We start from the raw sequence: 15,613 nt of genomic DNA, 5'->3' as shown, positions 1-15,613 counted from the left end.
GGGATGGTCACGGCGATTATCGCTTCGCGGCCCTCGCCCAGCTCGGCGCGTTCGGCGACGTGGCGCAGGCGGTCGAAATTGACGTTGGCCCCGGAATCGATGGCGACGAAGGTCTTGCCGCTGACGCCGCGCTGTTCGACGTACTTCTTGATCCCCGCCACACCCAGGGCGCCGGCCGGCTCGGTGATCGAACGGGTGTCGTCGTAGATGTCCTTGATCGCCGCACAGATTTCATCGGTGCTGACGGTGATCACTTCGTCGACGTAATCCTTGCAGATTTCGAAGGTGTGCTGACCGATCTGCGCCACCGCCACGCCGTCAGCGAAGATGCCCACGGCCGGCAGCACCACGCGCTCGCCCGCGGCCATCGCCGCTTGCAGGCAGTTGGAGTCGTCGGGTTCGACGCCGATGACCTTGATGTCCGGGCGCAGGTACTTCACGTACGCCGCGATGCCGGCGATCAGACCGCCGCCGCCCACAGGAACGAAGATCGCGTCCAGTGGCTGCGGGTGCTGGCGCAGAATCTCCATCGCCACGGTGCCCTGCCCGGCAATGGTGTGCGGATCGTCGTACGGGTGGATGTAGACGTAGCCTTTTTCATCGACCAGTTTCAGCGAGTAGGCCAGGGCTTCCGGGAACGAATCCCCGTGCAGCACCACTTTGCCGCCACGGGAACGCACACCTTCGACCTTGATCTCCGGGGTGGTCTTGGGCATCACGATGGTCGCCTTCACGCCCAGTACTTTCGCCGCCAGGGCCAGGCCCTGCGCATGGTTGCCGGCCGACGCGGTGACCACGCCACGGGCGCGTTCTTCGTCGCTCAACTGGGTCAGCTTGTTGTAGGCGCCGCGAATCTTGAACGAGAACACCGGCTGCAAGTCTTCGCGCTTGAGCCAGATGTCGTTGCCCAGCCGCTCGGAGAGCTGGCGAGCGTTCTGCAGCGGGGTTTCTACGGCAACGTCATAAACGCGCGAGGTGAGGATCTTCTTGACGTACTGTTCGAGCATCGGAAAGCATCACTGGCGGTTGAGCGGGACCAACGAGTCTAACCCGGCTTTCGGCCGGACGACCACACGATTGCAGAGGTTTTACCCCGGCTTGCGGCTATAATGCCGGCCTTTCCGTTCTTACCTTGCCCGCTTCCGGAGCCCGCATGACCCAGGATCAACTCAAACAGGCCGTGGCCCAGGCCGCCGTCGACTTCATCCTTCCGACACTCGACGACAAGAGCATCATCGGCGTCGGCACCGGCTCCACTGCCAACTGCTTCATCGATGCCCTGGCCCGGCACAAGGGTGCGTTCGACGGCGCGGTCGCCAGCTCCGAAGCCACCGCCGCGCGCCTCAAGGGCCACGGGATTCCGGTGTACGAGCTGAACACCGTCAGCGACCTGGAGTTCTACATCGACGGCGCCGACGAAAGCGACGCGCACCTGAACCTGATCAAGGGCGGCGGCGCAGCCCTGACCCGCGAGAAGATCGTCGCGGCCGTGGCCAAGACCTTCATCTGCATCGCCGACGGCAGCAAACTGGTGCCGGTGCTCGGCGCATTCCCGCTGCCGGTGGAAGTGATTCCGATGGCTCGCAGCCACGTCGCCCGCCAACTGGTGAAGCTGGGCGGCGACCCGGTCTACCGTGAAGGCGTGCTGACCGACAACGGCAACATCATCCTCGACGTGCACAACCTGCAGATCACCAACCCGGTGGAGCTGGAAGCGCAGATCAATGCGATCGTCGGCGTGGTCACCAACGGCCTGTTCGCGGCGCGTCCGGCGGATCTGCTGTTGCTGGGTACCAGCGAAGGTGTGAAGACCCTGAAGGCCGAATAATCTCAGGCTGCCCGCAATTCGCGGGTAGAAGTTAGAACTGTGGGAGCCAGCCTGCTGGCGATAGCGGTGTATCAGTCTGCGTAGCCGTCGTCTGACATTCCCTCATCGCCAGCAGGCTGGCTCCCACAGTGGTTTTGGAGTGTTGGTCAGTTCTGCTCTGGCTTTCTGAAGACATAAAACAGATTCGGCTCGCTCACCAGATACAACGTCCCGTCATCATCCATCGCGATGCCTTCCGCCTGCGGCACGGTTTTCTTCAGCCCTTGCCGGCCACCGCTCAACGACATCGTACTCAACGGGCGCCCGTCCACATCCAGCTCGAGAATCAGACGCGACTCGTCCGACAGCGCCAGTAAATGGCCGCTGCGCTCGTCGTATTGCAGGCTCGACAGGTCACGCACGAACATCCCGGCATCGCGCTTGGGGTTGTTGATCACATGCACTGCGTAAGACTTTTCCGGGTTGAAGTGCGGAAAGCCGTGCACTTCGTAGATCAGCATCGGGTCGCGCTCCTTGGCCACGAACAGACGCTTGCCCACCGAGTCGTAGGCCAGGCCTTCGAATCCCTTGTTGCCGCTCATGTGCACGCCGAGCGTCATCTGCTCGGCGTCCGCCGCATCGAGGAACGTCGTGCCCTGCTCCAGATGGATCTTGATCAGACGCTGCTGACGCTCATCGCTGATGACGTAGGTATCGGCGCTGATGAATTCCACCGCCTCTGCATCGCCGAAGCCGATCAGCGCGACCCGGCGCAGGATCTGCCCCTCCAGCGACAGCTCGATCAGCTCGGCATTCTTGTTGGTGACGGTGAACAGGCTCTTGCGCACCGGATCGTAGGTCAGCGCGGAGACATCGTCGTTCAACCCCTCAATAGTCCGGGCCTCGATGTCCACGCGGTACTGATCCAGATTGATCGCTTCAATGCTGTGGGGCTGCCAGTGGCTTTGCAGGTTGAACCAGGCGCGCTCGAACAGACGCAGGTATTGGCCGATCGCAATCAATGCGATCAGGGCAATCACCGAAAGGATGATCAGAAGTGGCTTGGGACGGGCAAATCGACGCATGCGGGCCGGGCTCGGGATCAAAACAGGCGGATGAAATATCACGCCTGTCTGAATCGAAGCTTAAAGGCCACTTGCCCCGAACGACAACCTTGCGGCGGCGGGTTGGTTATTTCTGCTTTTCGAAGCGGTAGAACAGGTTCGGCTCGCTGACCATGTACAGCGTGCCCTGCTCGTCCATGGTCACGCCTTCGGCGCGGGGGATGGTTTTCTTCAGGCCGTTGAAACCGCCGAGCAGGGTCATGAAGCTGACTTGCTCGCCCTTCTCGTCCAGTTCCAGCAGCAGGTGCGAGTCGGCGGACAGCACCAGGGTATGCCCGGTACGCGGATCGACTGCCAGCGCCGAGAGGTTGCGGATATCCAGATCATCGTTCGGCAGCTTCTGCTTGTTGCCGGTGAGGGACTGACTGCCGTCGCTTTTCCAGGTGAACAGCGCCGGTGGACGCTCTTCGCCCAGCAACAACTGTTGATTGCGCGGGTCCCAGGCAATCGCTTCAAAGGCCTTGTTCTGGTCCTTCGACGGGCCGAGATCGTATTTCGGGAAATCGTCACGTTTCAGTTCGCGGGTCGCGGCATCGACCTTGACAATGGACAGCATGTGCTCGCGCTCATCGACAATCGCCACCAGACCATTGCCCAGCACGGTCACGCCTTCCGGATTGCTCCAGCCCACCAGCGGCATCTTGCGCAGCACGTCGCCCTGCAAGGTCAGCTCGACCAGGAACGGGTTCTTGCCCATCACCGAAAACAGAGTCTTGGTCTGCGCGTCGTAGGACAGGTCCGAGGCCTCGTCTTTTTCCATGCCCGGCAGCAGCTTGGCGTCGATCACCACCCGATAGTCCGGCAGCCAGATACTTTCCTTGCGCTCGGTCGGGCTTTCAAAGCGCTCGCGCACCCAAAGCAGGCCGCGGTCATCCCAATGCATGGCATGCGCCAGACCGTAGGCGGCAGCGACCACCAGCAACAGCCAGTAATACCAGCGCAGGGCGAAACGTGAGCGACGGGCAGGGTTGAGCTGAGTTTGAGATGACATCAGAGGACGCGTTCCGAAAATTCAGGCTATGGGTAATAGCACAAAGAGGCCGGCTCAGACGCCAGGATGACCGGAATTATCCGGACAAGATGTGAAAAAAACGGCAAATGGCCGGATTGCCTTATGCCTTTGCGGGCGGCACCACAAAAACAAATGTGGGAGCCAGCCTGCTGGCGATGGCGGTGTATCAGTCGAATGAAACATCAACTGACAGTCCGTCATCGCCAGCAGGCTGGCTCCCACAAAGGTATTTCAGTGTTGCTGTCAGCGCACGCTGCTGGTGAAGCGACTGGCGCCCGGCAGTTCCAGCACGATGTCATCGCCGACGTTCAGCGGCCCCACGCCCACCGGCGTGCCGGTGAGGATCACGTCACCGGCCTGCAGCGAGAAGCAGCCGGCCATGTGCTGGATCATCGGCACGATCGGGTTGAGCATCGCGCTGCTGTTGCCGTCCTGGCGCACTTCGCCATTGATGGTCAGGCGGATGCCGATGTCGGTCAGGTCGGCAAAGGTGCTGCCGGCCACGAACGGTGCGATCACCGCCGCGCCGTCGAACGACTTGGCGATTTCCCACGGCAGGCCCTTGGATTTGAGTTCGGCCTGCTTGTCGCGCAGGGTCAGGTCCAGTGCCGGGGCGAAACCGGAGATCGCGTCCAGCACTTCTTCACGACTCGGTTTGGTCGACAGCGGTTTGCCGATCAACACGGCGATTTCCGCTTCGTAATGCACGGAGCCGCGCTCGGTCGGAATGCTGAAACCGCCTTCCAGCGGCACCACGCAACTGCCCGGCTTGATGAACAGCAGCGGCTCGGTAGGGACCGGGTTGTCCAGTTCCTTGGCGTGTTCGGCGTAGTTGCGGCCGATGCACACCACTTTCCCCAGCGGAAAATGAATCCGCGTACCGTCGACATACTGGTGCTGATAGCTCATTACCGACTCCTGCCTTCATTGATTCATCAGGGATTGCCAATCAAACCGCGAAGATCTTGCCCGGGTTCATGATGCCGTTCGGGTCGAACACCGCCTTGACCGCTTTCATGTATTCGATTTCCACCGGCGAGCGGCTGTAGGTCAAGTAATCGCGCTTGGTCATGCCCACACCGTGTTCGGCGGAGATCGAACCGTTGTACTTCTCGACGGTTTCGAACACCCACTTGTTGACGGTGGCGCACTTGGCGAAAAACTCGTCCTTGCTCAGGTTGTCCGGCTTGAGGATGTTCAGGTGCAGGTTGCCGTCGCCGATGTGGCCGAACCAGACGATTTCGAAATCCGGATAATGTTTGCCGACGATCGCGTCGATTTCCCGCAGGAACGCCGGGACTTTCGACACGGTGACAGAAATGTCGTTCTTGTACGGCGTCCAGTGGGAGATGGTTTCGGAGATGTACTCGCGTAACTTCCACAGGTTCTGCAACTGGGTTTCGCTCTGGCTCATCACGCCGTCCAGCACCCAGCCCTGCTCCACGCAATGCTCGAAGGTTTCCAGGGCGCTGTTGGCCACTTCTTCAGTGGTCGCCTCGAATTCCAGCAGGGCATAGAACGGGCAATCGGTTTCGAACGGTGCCGGGACATCACCACGGCCCATGACCTTGGCCAATGCCTTGTCGGAGAAGAATTCGAATGCGGTCAGGTCGAGCTTGCCCTGGAAGGCGTGGAGCACCGGCATGATCGAGTCGAAATCGACGGTGCCGAGGACCATCGCGGTGAGGTTTTTCGGTGCACGATCCAGGCGCATGGTGGCTTCGACCACAAACCCGAGGGTGCCTTCGGCGCCGATGAACAGCTGGCGCAGGTCATAACCGGTGGCGTTCTTGATGAGGTCCTTGTTCAGTTCCAGCACGTCGCCCTTGCCGGTGACCACTTTCATGCCCGCCACCCAGTTGCGGGTCATGCCGTAGCGAATGACCTTGATCCCGCCGGCATTGGTGCCGATATTGCCGCCAATCTGGCTGGAACCGGCGGAAGCGAAGTCCACCGGGTAGTACAGGTGATGTTCTTCGGCCGCGTTCTGCAATTGCTCGGTGACCACGCCCGGCTGGCACACGGCGGTGCGGTCGGTGAGGTTGATGTCGAGAATCTGGTTCATGTAGTCGAACGAGACAACCACTTCACCATTGGCGGCGACGGCAGCGGCGGAAAGGCCGGTGCGGCCGCCCGATGGCACCAGCGCCACTTTATGTTCGTTGGCCCAGCGGACGATGGCCTGCACTTGCTCGATGGTCTTGGGGAACACGATGGCGCTCGGCGCCGGGGCGAAGTGCTTGGTCCAATCCTTGCCGTACGCGTTCAGGGAGTCGGCATCGGTCAGGACCTTGCCAGGCTCGACCAGGGTCTTCAGTTCATCAATCAGGGCAGGATTGGTCATCGACAGAACTCTCGAACAATTCATGGTCATCCTGAGAACGCTTCACGTCGCAGGAATGAGTGATTAGCGGGGCGGCTATGCTAGCATACCGACCCCGCAGGCCAGTGCCCAACGGCGGTTCTGCGGTGACGGCTTTCTTGTCGTCAAGGTCAATGTCTGTTGACCATTTCCTGCCATTTTTCTCCGGGATACAGGTTTACGCAGATGAGCAAGACTTCTCTCGATAAGAGCAAGATCAAGTTCCTTCTTCTCGAAGGCGTCCACCAATCGGCTGTCGACGTCCTCAAGGCGGCGGGCTACACCAGCATCGAATACCTGACTGGCTCCCTGCCGGAAGACCAGCTCAAGGAAAAGATCGCTGACGCTCACTTCATCGGCATTCGTTCGCGCACCCAACTGACCGAAGAGATCTTCGATCACGCGAAGAAGCTGGTGGCAGTCGGCTGTTTCTGCATCGGCACCAACCAGGTCGACCTGGAAGCGGCCCGCGAGCGCGGCATCGCCGTGTTCAACGCACCGTACTCCAACACCCGCTCCGTGGCCGAGCTGGTGCTGGCCGAAGCGATCCTGCTGCTGCGCGGCATCCCTGAGAAAAACGCTTCCTGCCACCGTGGTGGCTGGATCAAGTCCGCAGCCAACTCCTTCGAGATCCGTGGCAAGAAACTGGGCATCGTCGGCTACGGCTCGATCGGTACTCAGCTGTCGGTCCTGGCTGAAGGTCTGGGCATGCAGGTGTTCTTCTACGACACCGTGACCAAGCTGCCACTGGGCAATGCGACCCAGGTCGGCAACCTGCACGAGCTGCTGGGCATGTCCGACATCGTCACCCTGCACGTTCCGGAAACCGCTGCGACCCAGTGGATGATCGGCGAGAAGGAAATCCGCGCCATCAAGAAGGGCGGCATCCTGATCAACGCGGCACGCGGCACCGTGGTCGAGCTGGATCACCTGGCCGCTGCGATCAAGGACAAACACCTGATCGGCGCCGCCATCGACGTGTTCCCGGTCGAGCCGCGCTCCAACGACGAAGAGTTCGAAAGCCCGCTGCGCGGCCTGGACAACGTGATCCTGACCCCGCACATCGGCGGCTCCACCGCTGAAGCGCAGGCCAACATCGGTCTGGAAGTGGCAGAGAAGCTGGTCAAGTACAGCGACAACGGTACCTCGGTATCGTCCGTGAACTTCCCGGAAGTGGCCCTGCCGGCTCACCCTGGCAAGCACCGCCTGCTGCACATCCACGAGAACATCCCGGGTGTGATGAGCGAGATCAACAAGGTCTTCGCCGAAAACGGCATCAACATCTCCGGTCAGTTCCTGCAGACCAACGAGAAGGTCGGCTACGTGGTGATCGACGTCGACGCCGAGTACTCGGAGCTGGCGCAAGAGAAGCTGCAACACGTCAACGGCACCATCCGTAGCCGCGTGTTGTTCTGATCCGGCGCTGAGCCACAAAAAAGGGAGCCCCTCGGGGCTCCCTTTTCATGCCGGTGGAAAAATCACTCCACTGTGATGGTGATTTTCTTCGAGACCACGGGCGGATCGAAAGCCATGTGGTTCTTGTCGCCCAGCTCCAGCTGCAAGGTGTGCTTGCCTGGCGCCAGTTTGATCTCGGCGAACGTCTGGGCCTTGCCGAAATGCATGTGGTTGGCGTCGGTCGGCACCACTGCGCCGGCCGGAACGATTTCCTTGGCGTCGATCAGCAGATGGTGGTGACCGGTATTCGGCGTGGCATCACCGGCCGGTGCCAGCGCGACATCCTTGGTGCCGAACTTGACGGTGAAGGTCTGCGAAACCTTTGCTCCGTCTTCGGGAGAAACGATGAACACTTCGGCCCCCTTCGGCGCCGGTGTGGCCGCACTGGCCAGCACCGAAACGCCCATCAGCAAACCAGCCAAAGCAGCACGTGACATGAATGTTTTCATTCTCTTCTCCAGTTTTTCCGTAAAATCCGCGCGGTCATGACAACTTCATGACCATTCGTTGTCGAAGGCACTCGACAACCATAGCAAAGCGAGCCTGACCAACAGGCCGCGACAATGATTTCAAAGGAGTGACCATGCGTTTTCTGCCTGGCCTGATCTGCCTGCTACCCCTTCTGAGCCCTCTGGCTCACGCCGAACTGATTGATGACGTCAACGACCGTGGCGAGTTGCGCATAGCCCTAGAGGCTAATACACCGCCCTTCAATTTCAAGGACGGCGACACACTCACGGGGTTCGAGGTCGAGCTTGGGCAACAGCTGGCCAACGAGCTGGATGTACGCGCCGACTTCATCGTCACCGACGAAGCCGATCTGCTCCAGGGCGTCGAAAGCGGCAAGTACGACGTCGCGCTCAACCACATAGCACTGACCCCGGAACTCAAGGATCGTTTCGATTTCAGCGCACCTTACAGTCAGGTCAATGCGCAGCTGTTAGCGAAAAAGGATGAACAGCCCCGCCCGCTGGTGCTGGTCCAGGCGCTGACGGAAGAGAAACCGAAGGTCGGCCCGCCGGTGGATCTGGCGATTCCGTTTCAGAAGGGCAACCCGGCGTTTCACGCGAGTCTTGAGAATGCGTTGCAGCGGATCAGGGCGGATGGACGGCTGGAGGCGTTGTCGCAGAAGTGGTTGAGCGTGCAGGCCTCTGAAGACCTGAAGTGACGGTGTCTAGTCGAGCGCCTTGAGCGCTTGTGCAGCCTGCGGCAGTTCAAGCTCGCTGAAGACCTGCACGCCATGGCGCTTGAGCAAGGCTGCCGTGACACCCTCGCCACTCACCTTCACCCCACTGAACGTCCCGTCATAGGTCAGCAGATTCCCGCACGAAGGGCTGTTGGCCTTGAGCACCGCCACCCGAATCCCGTGCTGTTGCACCAGTTCCAGCGCCTGGCGGGCGCCATCGAGAAACTGCGCACTGACGTCCTCGCCTTCAGTGGTGATCACCGCCGCAAGGCCTTCCAGCACTTCACCGCCCTGCCCGCCCGGAATCTCCGCCGCCGCCCGGGGCGTCGGCAAGCCGCCGGCCACTTCCGGGCACAACGGTACGACGCGTCCCTCGGCAATCCACTGTTCCAGCAGATCGAACGGCCCGCTGGCCCCACCGTCGTAACGCACGCGATGGCCGAGCAGGCAGCGACTGACGAGGATTTGCTGCATCTCAGAACGGCTCGTTGCCGCGACGACGAAACCAGCCAGTCAACGACAAGCGCTCGCGCTGCGCCGGCAACACTTCGTGAGGTACTTCGCCGGAGAGGAACACCACCAGGCAACCGCCGGTGGGTTGCACGTCATGGACCCGATCACCTTCCAGATACATGCGCAACTGCCCCCCATCCTCCGGCAGCCAGCCGTCGTTGAGGTAGATCACTGCCGAGACCATGCGCCGGTCATCGTCGCGAAAACGGTCGACATGCTTGCGGTAGAACGCGCCCGGCGGGTACAGGGCGAAATGGCATTCGAAGTCTTCCAGACCGAGGAACAGCCCACGATTGAGCGCCTCGCGCAGGCTGTCCATCAGGTTCAGATAACGGTCGCTGGCCTCGGCCTGGCCGGGATCGATCCATTGGATATGGTCGCCGCGAATGCCCTCGCGGACCTCCGAAAACGGCCCGCGTCCGACGCCCGCCGGTGCCAGTTCACCTTCGGCCTCACGTTTACGGCACTCGGCGGCCAGCGCGCGGGTCAGATCCGCAGGCAGGAATATGTTCTGCTGCGACCAGCCACGCTCGGCCAGGTCGTCGACGATACGTAACAGCAGCGGGTGTTCAGAGGATATTTGCATGGCGCGCATAGTATGCCTGCGGCAAGAATTCCGACAGAGCCACGCGGCGGCTTGATACGAATTCTCGACAAGTAATGGCACCGCACGGAGAATAGTCCGCTGCCGACAGGAGTCCCTATGCGCCGTTTGCTTTTTTCACTGTTGATGTTCTGCGTTTTGCCCGCCTGGGCAGACGGCCACGACCAGTTGTACAAGGTCGCCGGCTGGCCGGACCAACGTGCGCATTTCAATGACGCCCTGAGCGCCGCGCAACAGCGTTACCAGAGCAGCCTGCCGCCGGCGGTGTTTCAGGCGCTGGTGAACAACAGCAATCAGCGCTTTGCTCCACAGGCCGTGGATCAACGCGCCGAAGCGCAACTGCGCAAGAACCTCGCCGATCCGAAACCGGCCCTGTCGTTCTTTCAGTCACCGCTGGGCAAGAAGATCGTCGCCGCCGAACTGCTGGCGACCCGTCGCGATCAATTGGCGAAAAACGCCAAGGGCCTGCCGAAGATGCCGGCCAGCGACAGCCGCCTGCTGATCATCGGCCACCTCGCCCAGGCCCTGCCTGCCCGCGAAGCCGGTGCCGAAGTCAGTCTGGCGATTGCCGGCGTGGCGGCGGACAGTTTGAGTTCGATGATTCCCGGCCTGCTCGGCGGCGGTCAGGCCCAAGGCATGTTGAACGGGCAACGCCAGCGCCTGATGGATCAGATCGGCGCCGACCTGAACAACACGCTGCTGTACGTCTATCGCGATCTGTCGGATGAAGAACTGGAAGAGTTCGCGACCTTTGCCGAGTCCACCGAAGGCAAGGCCTACTATCAGGCCGCGCTGGCGGCGATTCGCGCCGGGCTGGCCGTGGGGCAAAGCACCTCGAACCTCAGCCAGTGAGCTAGGGGTTGCGGCCCTTGATCCGCTTGTTCAAGAACTCGAAATACTCATCGCGCATCTCTGCCGTTTCATTGGCCAGGTGATGCCGCGCCTCGGCCAGCAGCAGAATCTGCGGCCGGTCGAACTTCCATTTCATCACTTGCAAGTTGTGCTGCCAGTCCACGGTCATGTCCGCCTGCCCCTGGACGATCAGGGGCCGGCGCGGACTTTTCTTCGCGTATTCCACCCGTTTGATCCAGCGTGACAACGCCCCGACCCACGCGGTCGGCAGGCGTTTTGGCTGCAACGGATCGGCCTGCAGGAACGGCAGGAAATCCGGGTCGTTGGAGTTCTCGCTGAAACGCCGGGCAATGCCCCGGACGAAGGGACGCAACAGGTAATAACTGAATTGCGACCAACCCCAGGCCCGTGGGCGCACCAGCGGCGCCAGCAAAATCAACTGGCCCTGGGCCGGGCTGTTCTCACCGTGGTTGAGCACGTGATCGACAATGATCGCCCCGCCGGTGCTTTGCCCGCACAGATGCCACGGTTGCGGCAACGCAATCGAGCGCGCCTCGGCGAACAGCCCCTGCAGCGCATCCTGATATTCGGAGAAATCGCGGATGCTCGCCCGTGGCCCGCTCGACAGACCATGCCCGGGCAAGTCACAGGCAATCACTGCGAACCCCAGATCCAGCGCCCACTCGATCACATGCCGGTAGAGGCCGGTGTGGTCATAAAAACCGTGCACCAGAAACAGCGTGGCCTTGGCCGTTTCCGCCGGCCACCAGCAATGGCTGACGAGTTCATAGCCATCGACATCGAAGCGGCCCATGCCGCGCCAGACATCGCGCTCCGGGAAGTCGGTCTTGTAGAACCGTTGATACGCCTTCGCCTCCTCGGACAACGGCTGCCACTCGGCCAACGGCTTGAGGCTCGCGCGCAGATGATCGGGATCGAAAGCAACAGACATGGGCAATTCCAGAACGGTAAACAGACTTTATCGGCCTGCGATATTCATCTGTCGCGGCAAGCATGGCAAGCTAGCGCGCTCTCGAGGAACCAATTCCATGCGCCCGCCCTACCGCACCGCACTGTTTGCCAGCCTGCTCGCCATCGTGTGTGCCGGCGTGCTGTGGGTGGCGTACGACTGGTTTCAGGGCCGTTATCTGCGGGCGTTCAGCGAACACACCGCGGTGTTTTCCGGCGACCCGTTGCGCCTGCCCGACGACCTCGCCGGCCCCGGCAGTATCCGCCTGGTGCACTTCTGGGACCCGGCCTGCCCGTGCAACGTCGGCAATCAACAGCACCTGACCGAGATGGTCGAACAGTTCGGCCCCAAGGGCGTGGAGTTCTTCGCCGTGCAGAAGGCCGGCAGCCACGGCCAGTTGCCCGCCACCCTCAGCAACCTGAAAACCATCGCGGTGCTGCCCGGCTCCGAACAGATCCCCGCCAGCCCCGCTGTGGCGATCTGGGACCGAAGCGGCAAACTGGCGTACTTCGGCCCCTACAGCGAAGGGCTGACCTGTAATTCCAGCAACAGTTTTATCGAACCGATTTTGCAAGCGTTGAGTGATGATCGTCCGGTGAATGCGACTCATACGTTGGCGGTGGGGTGTTATTGTCCGTGGGTGAGTGGGGAGTGAACAGTCTCGGTCCACGATAGAAATTACATCAACCCAAAAGACGCCAGAAACATACTGATAACCGAAAACTAAACCGACTTGAATCCAGGCTTGTTATTAGCAGCGCGCCATTCTTTAACCTCTTTTACAATCCCTTCAGGACTGTCATCCCTATCATCTCTTGGGTAGTAGATCAGATCCGAGCCTTCCGGATGCTCTGTTAGTGCTTCAAACTCCAACACCATTTTTATATCTTCCTCTTCCGTTCGAGCCCCAGCATCACAAATTGAAATTACAAAATTCAAAAACTCTTTTTCCGTATAGTCCGAAATACTTGGCAAGTCACTACCCTCCTATCAAAAATGCTCCTGACAAAAAATATTTACCAGGAGCATTTTCAATTTAAATACTCAATCCACCTTGAAACCAGGTTTTCCGTTAGCAACTCGCCACGCTTTTACTTCCGCGACCACGACTTCCGGCCCACTTTTTCCTGGTTCTGGATAAAAAATAAGATCCGATCCAGATGGATGCTCACTCAAAGCCTTGAACTCGAGAACAGCATCGATGTGTTCCTCTTCAGTGTCATAGTCATTTTCGTATATCCCCGTAACAAACTTCAGAAAATCCGACTCTGACATTTCACTAATCAGCTTAATCATTACCCGCCCCTCTATGCGTATCAATATGTCTCTTAGGAGTCATTGCGACTATGTTATCAATCTCATAAACTCCGCCACCTTCAGAAATATATTTCCTGTGGTGCAGTTCAACCTTTACACGTCTCCCAACTTGCTGACTCTCTCTAACAAAAGGGGATTGGCCATCTTTCATACTAGCCAGGGCGCTGGGATCAAACTGAATTCCCAACTCCGGATCCCCAGCCACCGCCTTCCAGAACGCCTCCCGAAACGCCCGAAAATTCCTGAACTCCCGCCCTCGCAACTGATCGGCAATCTGCACTGGCACCGGCGCGCCTTCGCCTTGCGATGCGCTGGCAAGCCAGTTCCCCGACACCACCTGACCCACCCCTGTCACGACGCCCGGATCCTCCCGCCGGTCCCGAAACATGATGTAGTTCGGCGGCAGCCCGGACTCCAGCGGGAACACCAGGACATAGTCATCGAATCCGGCTTCGGAAACCGCCGGGAACGAATCGAGGCGGCCCTCCACCGGGATTACAGTCGCTCCGGTGTAAGCAGGTGAATCCGTCGGTTCGGCCGGTGAGGTCGTCGAGCTGTTGCCCGGATTGACGATCGGGGTCCACGTCAGGGTGCGTGGCGGAACGTCGGCGGTGGTTGCGGTGTAGACGTTGCGTTCGGCGTCGTAAGCAGCCGCCACCACCCTGGTGGCCGACGGAATACTCCGCCCATCAGTCTTGACGACAAAAACCTCTGACTGCCCATTCGCGTCGGCCTTTGAACTGACACGGTAAGGCAGATCAACCGTCCCGCCAGCCGCCGCGATGGCGTACAGATCTGGCGCAAATTCTGGCGCGAGGTCCGACAGTGGCGTACTGAACGCGTAACGGTCCGGCAACTCCCCGTTGCCCAGCTTCGACGAGTAGACCAACGCTGAAACACCGACGACAGCGCCCGCCCCGACGCTGGCGGCCAGACTGCCCAAAGCCGCGATGGCGCTGCGAACCGCCGCTTGCAGGCTGGCCGAAGCGGCCTCGGCAACTGCCAGTACTCCCGCCGAAGTCATGAACAGCGGTCCTGCCGCAGAAGTGGCACCCGGGGCGCGGAAGGTATGGGCGGAACGAAGAGCCTCCGCCGCTACCCGCGCTTGCTCATCCGCTATTCGCCTTGCTTCTGCCTCGGCGGCAATTCGCGCTTCTTACCGTATACGCGCCTGCTCCTCGGCAACACGCCGGGCTTCAGCCTCCGCAGCTAATCGCGCCTGCTCCTGCAACTGCCGGGCTTCCTGTTCCCGGGCAAGACGTATCTGTTCCTGTAACCGCTCCGCCTCCTGAGCCCGGGCGATCAGACCGGCAAAAACATCCGCAGCCGCAGCCATGTGCCGGGCACTTTCCGAGTGCAGAAGTGACGCGTGATAGTCCTGCCAGCGCTTGCCCAGATCCGTAGAGGCCTGCAAGTCCACCAGGTTCTTCAGTGCTTCGAGCTCAGGCTTGCTCAACGGTGCGTTGATGGCCGGGTTGGCGACTGCATAGGGCCGGACTGCGGCCTGCTCGGCGGCGCTGATGCTGTCCGCTGCGAATTTATAGTTCGTGAGCGTTTGAGAGAGACTGCCGCCTGTTGTGCCCGCAATGGCGGCCATTCTTTCAACGAGAAAACCCGGCAGAAACTGGAAGCGGATATTCGTTTCCAGATTGACCACGGAGAGCCTTTCAGCAGAAAGAATTTGCTGGGCGTCCCGAGTGGTTTGAGTCGCCGTTTCGACCTGGATTCTTCTTGCCGCCAACGCCGGAAGCTGATTGGCGATAATCGCCATCACCCAGGAAAGACGCCGCAGCTCCATTGCCGCGCGGTAGGCCCTGTCGATGGCGGCATACGCAACGGAGACATCCGGAACGGGCGACGCCAGACTTTCCCGGATTTTCCTGAAGGACAGATCCTTCATCAGAAAGAATGGATTATGGCCATACAATGAGTAAGCAGTCTCGGAATGCGCGCGATATTCCAATAGCTTTGCGTGAATAACCTGAAGGGTTATTTCCTGATCGGCCTTTACTTTCTGAACCGGAGACAAGCCGACACCGGCAACTTGCCTGGCGTGTTCTACTTCATTGTTAGAGGTCATCAGGATATTGCTGAAAATTCCAGCGTACTCAAGATCAATATGAGCCTGAGCATTCTGCTGCTCATGCATCAAGTCATCCCAAATGAACGGGGTTAACGGATCAAGTTTTCCGGAGCCTTGCCCGGTGCCTCTGTGCGGCCCTTCACTCAACCCCCAACTTCCCGAAAAATAACCACCCTGTCCCAATCGAACCGGCGCAAATGTCCGAACGGGTATCGGTGCCAGTTCATATTTCCCCGGTGCGATTTGCTTGTGCGGCCCAAGATAATTTCCAACATCACTCATACGACTTCTCCATGTCAGTTATTCCATGTATCGAATTCGCAAACTT

18 protein-coding genes are annotated in these 15,613 nt (G+C 60.0%); 5 read left to right on the top strand and 13 right to left on the bottom strand.

The genetic code is table 11. The annotated features are described in order from the left end of the window. A partial coding sequence (ilvA, locus tag DXT77_RS23000) for a threonine ammonia-lyase, biosynthetic (RefSeq protein ID WP_119429303.1) occupies positions 1 to 1,007 on the bottom strand: 1,007 nt, incomplete at its 3' end. A gap of 146 nt (positions 1,008 to 1,153) precedes the next feature. Here ilvA and rpiA point away from each other — a divergent pair. After that, positions 1,154 to 1,828 carry a ribose-5-phosphate isomerase RpiA gene (gene rpiA / locus DXT77_RS22995; protein WP_119429302.1) on the top strand — a complete coding sequence of 225 codons (675 nt, stop codon included), beginning with the start codon at positions 1,154 to 1,156 and terminating at the stop codon, positions 1,826 to 1,828. Positions 1,829 to 1,974: 146 nt separating this feature from the next. On the opposite strand, the gene DXT77_RS22990 is transcribed toward rpiA, so the two are convergent. From DXT77_RS22990 to DXT77_RS22975, 4 genes are all read right to left on the bottom strand, one after another. Next, entirely contained in the window at positions 1,975 to 2,892 is a 918-nt protein-coding gene (locus DXT77_RS22990) for an SdiA-regulated domain-containing protein (RefSeq protein WP_119429301.1), read from the bottom strand. A gap of 106 nt (positions 2,893 to 2,998) precedes the next feature. Then, positions 2,999 to 3,922 (bottom strand): SdiA-regulated domain-containing protein, encoded by a 924-nt coding sequence (locus DXT77_RS22985; protein WP_119429300.1) that lies wholly within the window; start codon positions 3,920 to 3,922, stop codon positions 2,999 to 3,001. A gap of 264 nt (positions 3,923 to 4,186) precedes the next feature. Beyond that, positions 4,187 to 4,852: a fumarylacetoacetate hydrolase family protein gene (locus tag DXT77_RS22980; RefSeq protein WP_085709017.1), complete on the bottom strand. Its 666-nt coding sequence runs from the start codon at positions 4,850 to 4,852 to the stop codon at positions 4,187 to 4,189. 40 nt (positions 4,853 to 4,892) lie between these two features. Then, a complete protein-coding gene (locus tag DXT77_RS22975; protein ID WP_119429299.1) occupies positions 4,893 to 6,287 on the bottom strand; it encodes an FAD-binding oxidoreductase in 1,395 nt (464 codons plus the stop codon). 204 nt (positions 6,288 to 6,491) lie between these two features. On the opposite strand from DXT77_RS22975, the gene serA reads away from it, so the two are divergent. After that, a complete protein-coding gene (gene serA / locus DXT77_RS22970) occupies positions 6,492 to 7,721 on the top strand; it encodes a phosphoglycerate dehydrogenase (protein ID WP_085709015.1) in 1,230 nt (409 codons plus the stop codon). Positions 7,722 to 7,783: 62 nt separating this feature from the next. On the opposite strand, the gene DXT77_RS22965 is transcribed toward serA, so the two are convergent. After that, positions 7,784 to 8,209, bottom strand: coding sequence for a DUF4399 domain-containing protein (locus DXT77_RS22965; protein ID WP_085709014.1), 426 nt, complete (start codon positions 8,207 to 8,209; stop codon positions 7,784 to 7,786). Positions 8,210 to 8,343: 134 nt separating this feature from the next. Between DXT77_RS22965 and DXT77_RS22960 the strand changes: the two genes are divergently transcribed. Next, a complete protein-coding gene (locus DXT77_RS22960) occupies positions 8,344 to 8,928 on the top strand; it encodes a transporter substrate-binding domain-containing protein (RefSeq protein ID WP_119429298.1) in 585 nt (194 codons plus the stop codon). Between the two features lie 6 nt (positions 8,929 to 8,934). Here the strand turns inward: DXT77_RS22960 and DXT77_RS22955 are convergent, their stop codons facing one another. Both DXT77_RS22955 and DXT77_RS22950 read right to left on the bottom strand, forming a co-directional pair. After that, the gene (locus tag DXT77_RS22955; protein WP_119429297.1) at positions 8,935 to 9,420 is read right to left on the bottom strand and encodes a DUF523 domain-containing protein; all 486 of its coding nucleotides are present in this window, start codon (positions 9,418 to 9,420) and stop codon (positions 8,935 to 8,937) included. 1 nt (position 9,421) lies between these two features. Further along, on the bottom strand, positions 9,422 to 10,054 hold the full coding sequence (locus tag DXT77_RS22950; protein WP_085709011.1) for a 2OG-Fe(II) oxygenase: 633 nt from the start codon (positions 10,052 to 10,054) through the stop codon (positions 9,422 to 9,424). 108 nt (positions 10,055 to 10,162) lie between these two features. On the opposite strand from DXT77_RS22950, the gene DXT77_RS22945 reads away from it, so the two are divergent. Continuing rightward, positions 10,163 to 10,915 carry a DUF2059 domain-containing protein gene (locus tag DXT77_RS22945; RefSeq protein ID WP_085731514.1) on the top strand — a complete coding sequence of 251 codons (753 nt, stop codon included), beginning with the start codon at positions 10,163 to 10,165 and terminating at the stop codon, positions 10,913 to 10,915. Between the two features lies 1 nt (position 10,916). On the opposite strand, the gene DXT77_RS22940 is transcribed toward DXT77_RS22945, so the two are convergent. Next, complete coding sequence (locus DXT77_RS22940) at positions 10,917 to 11,867, bottom strand: alpha/beta hydrolase (protein WP_119429296.1); 951 nt, start codon at positions 11,865 to 11,867, stop codon at positions 10,917 to 10,919. A 97-nt stretch (positions 11,868 to 11,964) separates the two neighbouring features. On the opposite strand from DXT77_RS22940, the gene DXT77_RS22935 reads away from it, so the two are divergent. Beyond that, positions 11,965 to 12,540 (top strand): DUF6436 domain-containing protein, encoded by a 576-nt coding sequence (locus DXT77_RS22935; RefSeq protein WP_119429295.1) that lies wholly within the window; start codon positions 11,965 to 11,967, stop codon positions 12,538 to 12,540. 68 nt (positions 12,541 to 12,608) lie between these two features. On the opposite strand, the gene DXT77_RS22930 is transcribed toward DXT77_RS22935, so the two are convergent. The 4 genes from DXT77_RS22930 to DXT77_RS30275 form a co-directional block, all read right to left on the bottom strand. Further along, positions 12,609 to 12,860 carry a bacteriocin immunity protein gene (locus DXT77_RS22930; protein ID WP_119429294.1) on the bottom strand — a complete coding sequence of 84 codons (252 nt, stop codon included), beginning with the start codon at positions 12,858 to 12,860 and terminating at the stop codon, positions 12,609 to 12,611. A 69-nt stretch (positions 12,861 to 12,929) separates the two neighbouring features. Beyond that, complete coding sequence (locus DXT77_RS22925) at positions 12,930 to 13,181, bottom strand: bacteriocin immunity protein (protein WP_119429293.1); 252 nt, start codon at positions 13,179 to 13,181, stop codon at positions 12,930 to 12,932. Then, entirely contained in the window at positions 13,174 to 14,226 is a 1,053-nt protein-coding gene (locus DXT77_RS30280) for an S-type pyocin domain-containing protein (RefSeq protein WP_305955974.1), read from the bottom strand. The genes DXT77_RS22925 and DXT77_RS30280 overlap by 8 nt, the downstream gene beginning before the upstream one ends. 132 nt (positions 14,227 to 14,358) lie before the next feature. Beyond that, on the bottom strand, positions 14,359 to 15,567 hold the full coding sequence (locus DXT77_RS30275) for a hypothetical protein (protein WP_305955973.1): 1,209 nt from the start codon (positions 15,565 to 15,567) through the stop codon (positions 14,359 to 14,361). Between the last annotated feature and the right edge of the window lie 46 nt (positions 15,568 to 15,613).

The organism is Pseudomonas sp. 91RF (assembly GCF_003576265.1).
Taxonomy (GTDB): domain Bacteria; phylum Pseudomonadota; class Gammaproteobacteria; order Pseudomonadales; family Pseudomonadaceae; genus Aquipseudomonas; species Aquipseudomonas kribbensis.
The sequence above is the reverse complement of the archived record's forward strand: the minus strand, read 5'-3'. Positions and strand labels throughout refer to the sequence as shown.

What these genes read in the sequence shown, in the direction of transcription:
- rpiA (WP_119429302.1), top strand. Translation starts at nt 1,154, where the DNA reads ATGACCCAGGATCAACTCAAACAGGCCGTGGCCCAGGCCGCCGTCGAC.
- DXT77_RS22990 (WP_119429301.1), bottom strand. Translation starts at nt 2,892, where the DNA reads ATGCGTCGATTTGCCCGTCCCAAGCCACTTCTGATCATCCTTTCGGTG.
- DXT77_RS22985 (WP_119429300.1), bottom strand. Translation starts at nt 3,922, where the DNA reads ATGTCATCTCAAACTCAGCTCAACCCTGCCCGTCGCTCACGTTTCGCC.
- DXT77_RS22980 (WP_085709017.1), bottom strand. Translation starts at nt 4,852, where the DNA reads ATGAGCTATCAGCACCAGTATGTCGACGGTACGCGGATTCATTTTCCG.
- DXT77_RS22975 (WP_119429299.1), bottom strand. Translation starts at nt 6,287, where the DNA reads ATGACCAATCCTGCCCTGATTGATGAACTGAAGACCCTGGTCGAGCCT.
- serA (WP_085709015.1), top strand. Translation starts at nt 6,492, where the DNA reads ATGAGCAAGACTTCTCTCGATAAGAGCAAGATCAAGTTCCTTCTTCTC.
- DXT77_RS22965 (WP_085709014.1), bottom strand. Translation starts at nt 8,209, where the DNA reads ATGAAAACATTCATGTCACGTGCTGCTTTGGCTGGTTTGCTGATGGGC.
- DXT77_RS22960 (WP_119429298.1), top strand. Translation starts at nt 8,344, where the DNA reads ATGCGTTTTCTGCCTGGCCTGATCTGCCTGCTACCCCTTCTGAGCCCT.
- DXT77_RS22955 (WP_119429297.1), bottom strand. Translation starts at nt 9,420, where the DNA reads ATGCAGCAAATCCTCGTCAGTCGCTGCCTGCTCGGCCATCGCGTGCGT.
- DXT77_RS22950 (WP_085709011.1), bottom strand. Translation starts at nt 10,054, where the DNA reads ATGCGCGCCATGCAAATATCCTCTGAACACCCGCTGCTGTTACGTATC.
- DXT77_RS22945 (WP_085731514.1), top strand. Translation starts at nt 10,163, where the DNA reads ATGCGCCGTTTGCTTTTTTCACTGTTGATGTTCTGCGTTTTGCCCGCC.
- DXT77_RS22940 (WP_119429296.1), bottom strand. Translation starts at nt 11,867, where the DNA reads ATGTCTGTTGCTTTCGATCCCGATCATCTGCGCGCGAGCCTCAAGCCG.
- DXT77_RS22935 (WP_119429295.1), top strand. Translation starts at nt 11,965, where the DNA reads ATGCGCCCGCCCTACCGCACCGCACTGTTTGCCAGCCTGCTCGCCATC.
- DXT77_RS22925 (WP_119429293.1), bottom strand. Translation starts at nt 13,181, where the DNA reads ATGATTAAGCTGATTAGTGAAATGTCAGAGTCGGATTTTCTGAAGTTT.
- DXT77_RS30280 (WP_305955974.1), bottom strand. Translation starts at nt 14,226, where the DNA reads ATGACTTCGGCGGGAGTACTGGCAGTTGCCGAGGCCGCTTCGGCCAGC.
- DXT77_RS30275 (WP_305955973.1), bottom strand. Translation starts at nt 15,567, where the DNA reads ATGAGTGATGTTGGAAATTATCTTGGGCCGCACAAGCAAATCGCACCG.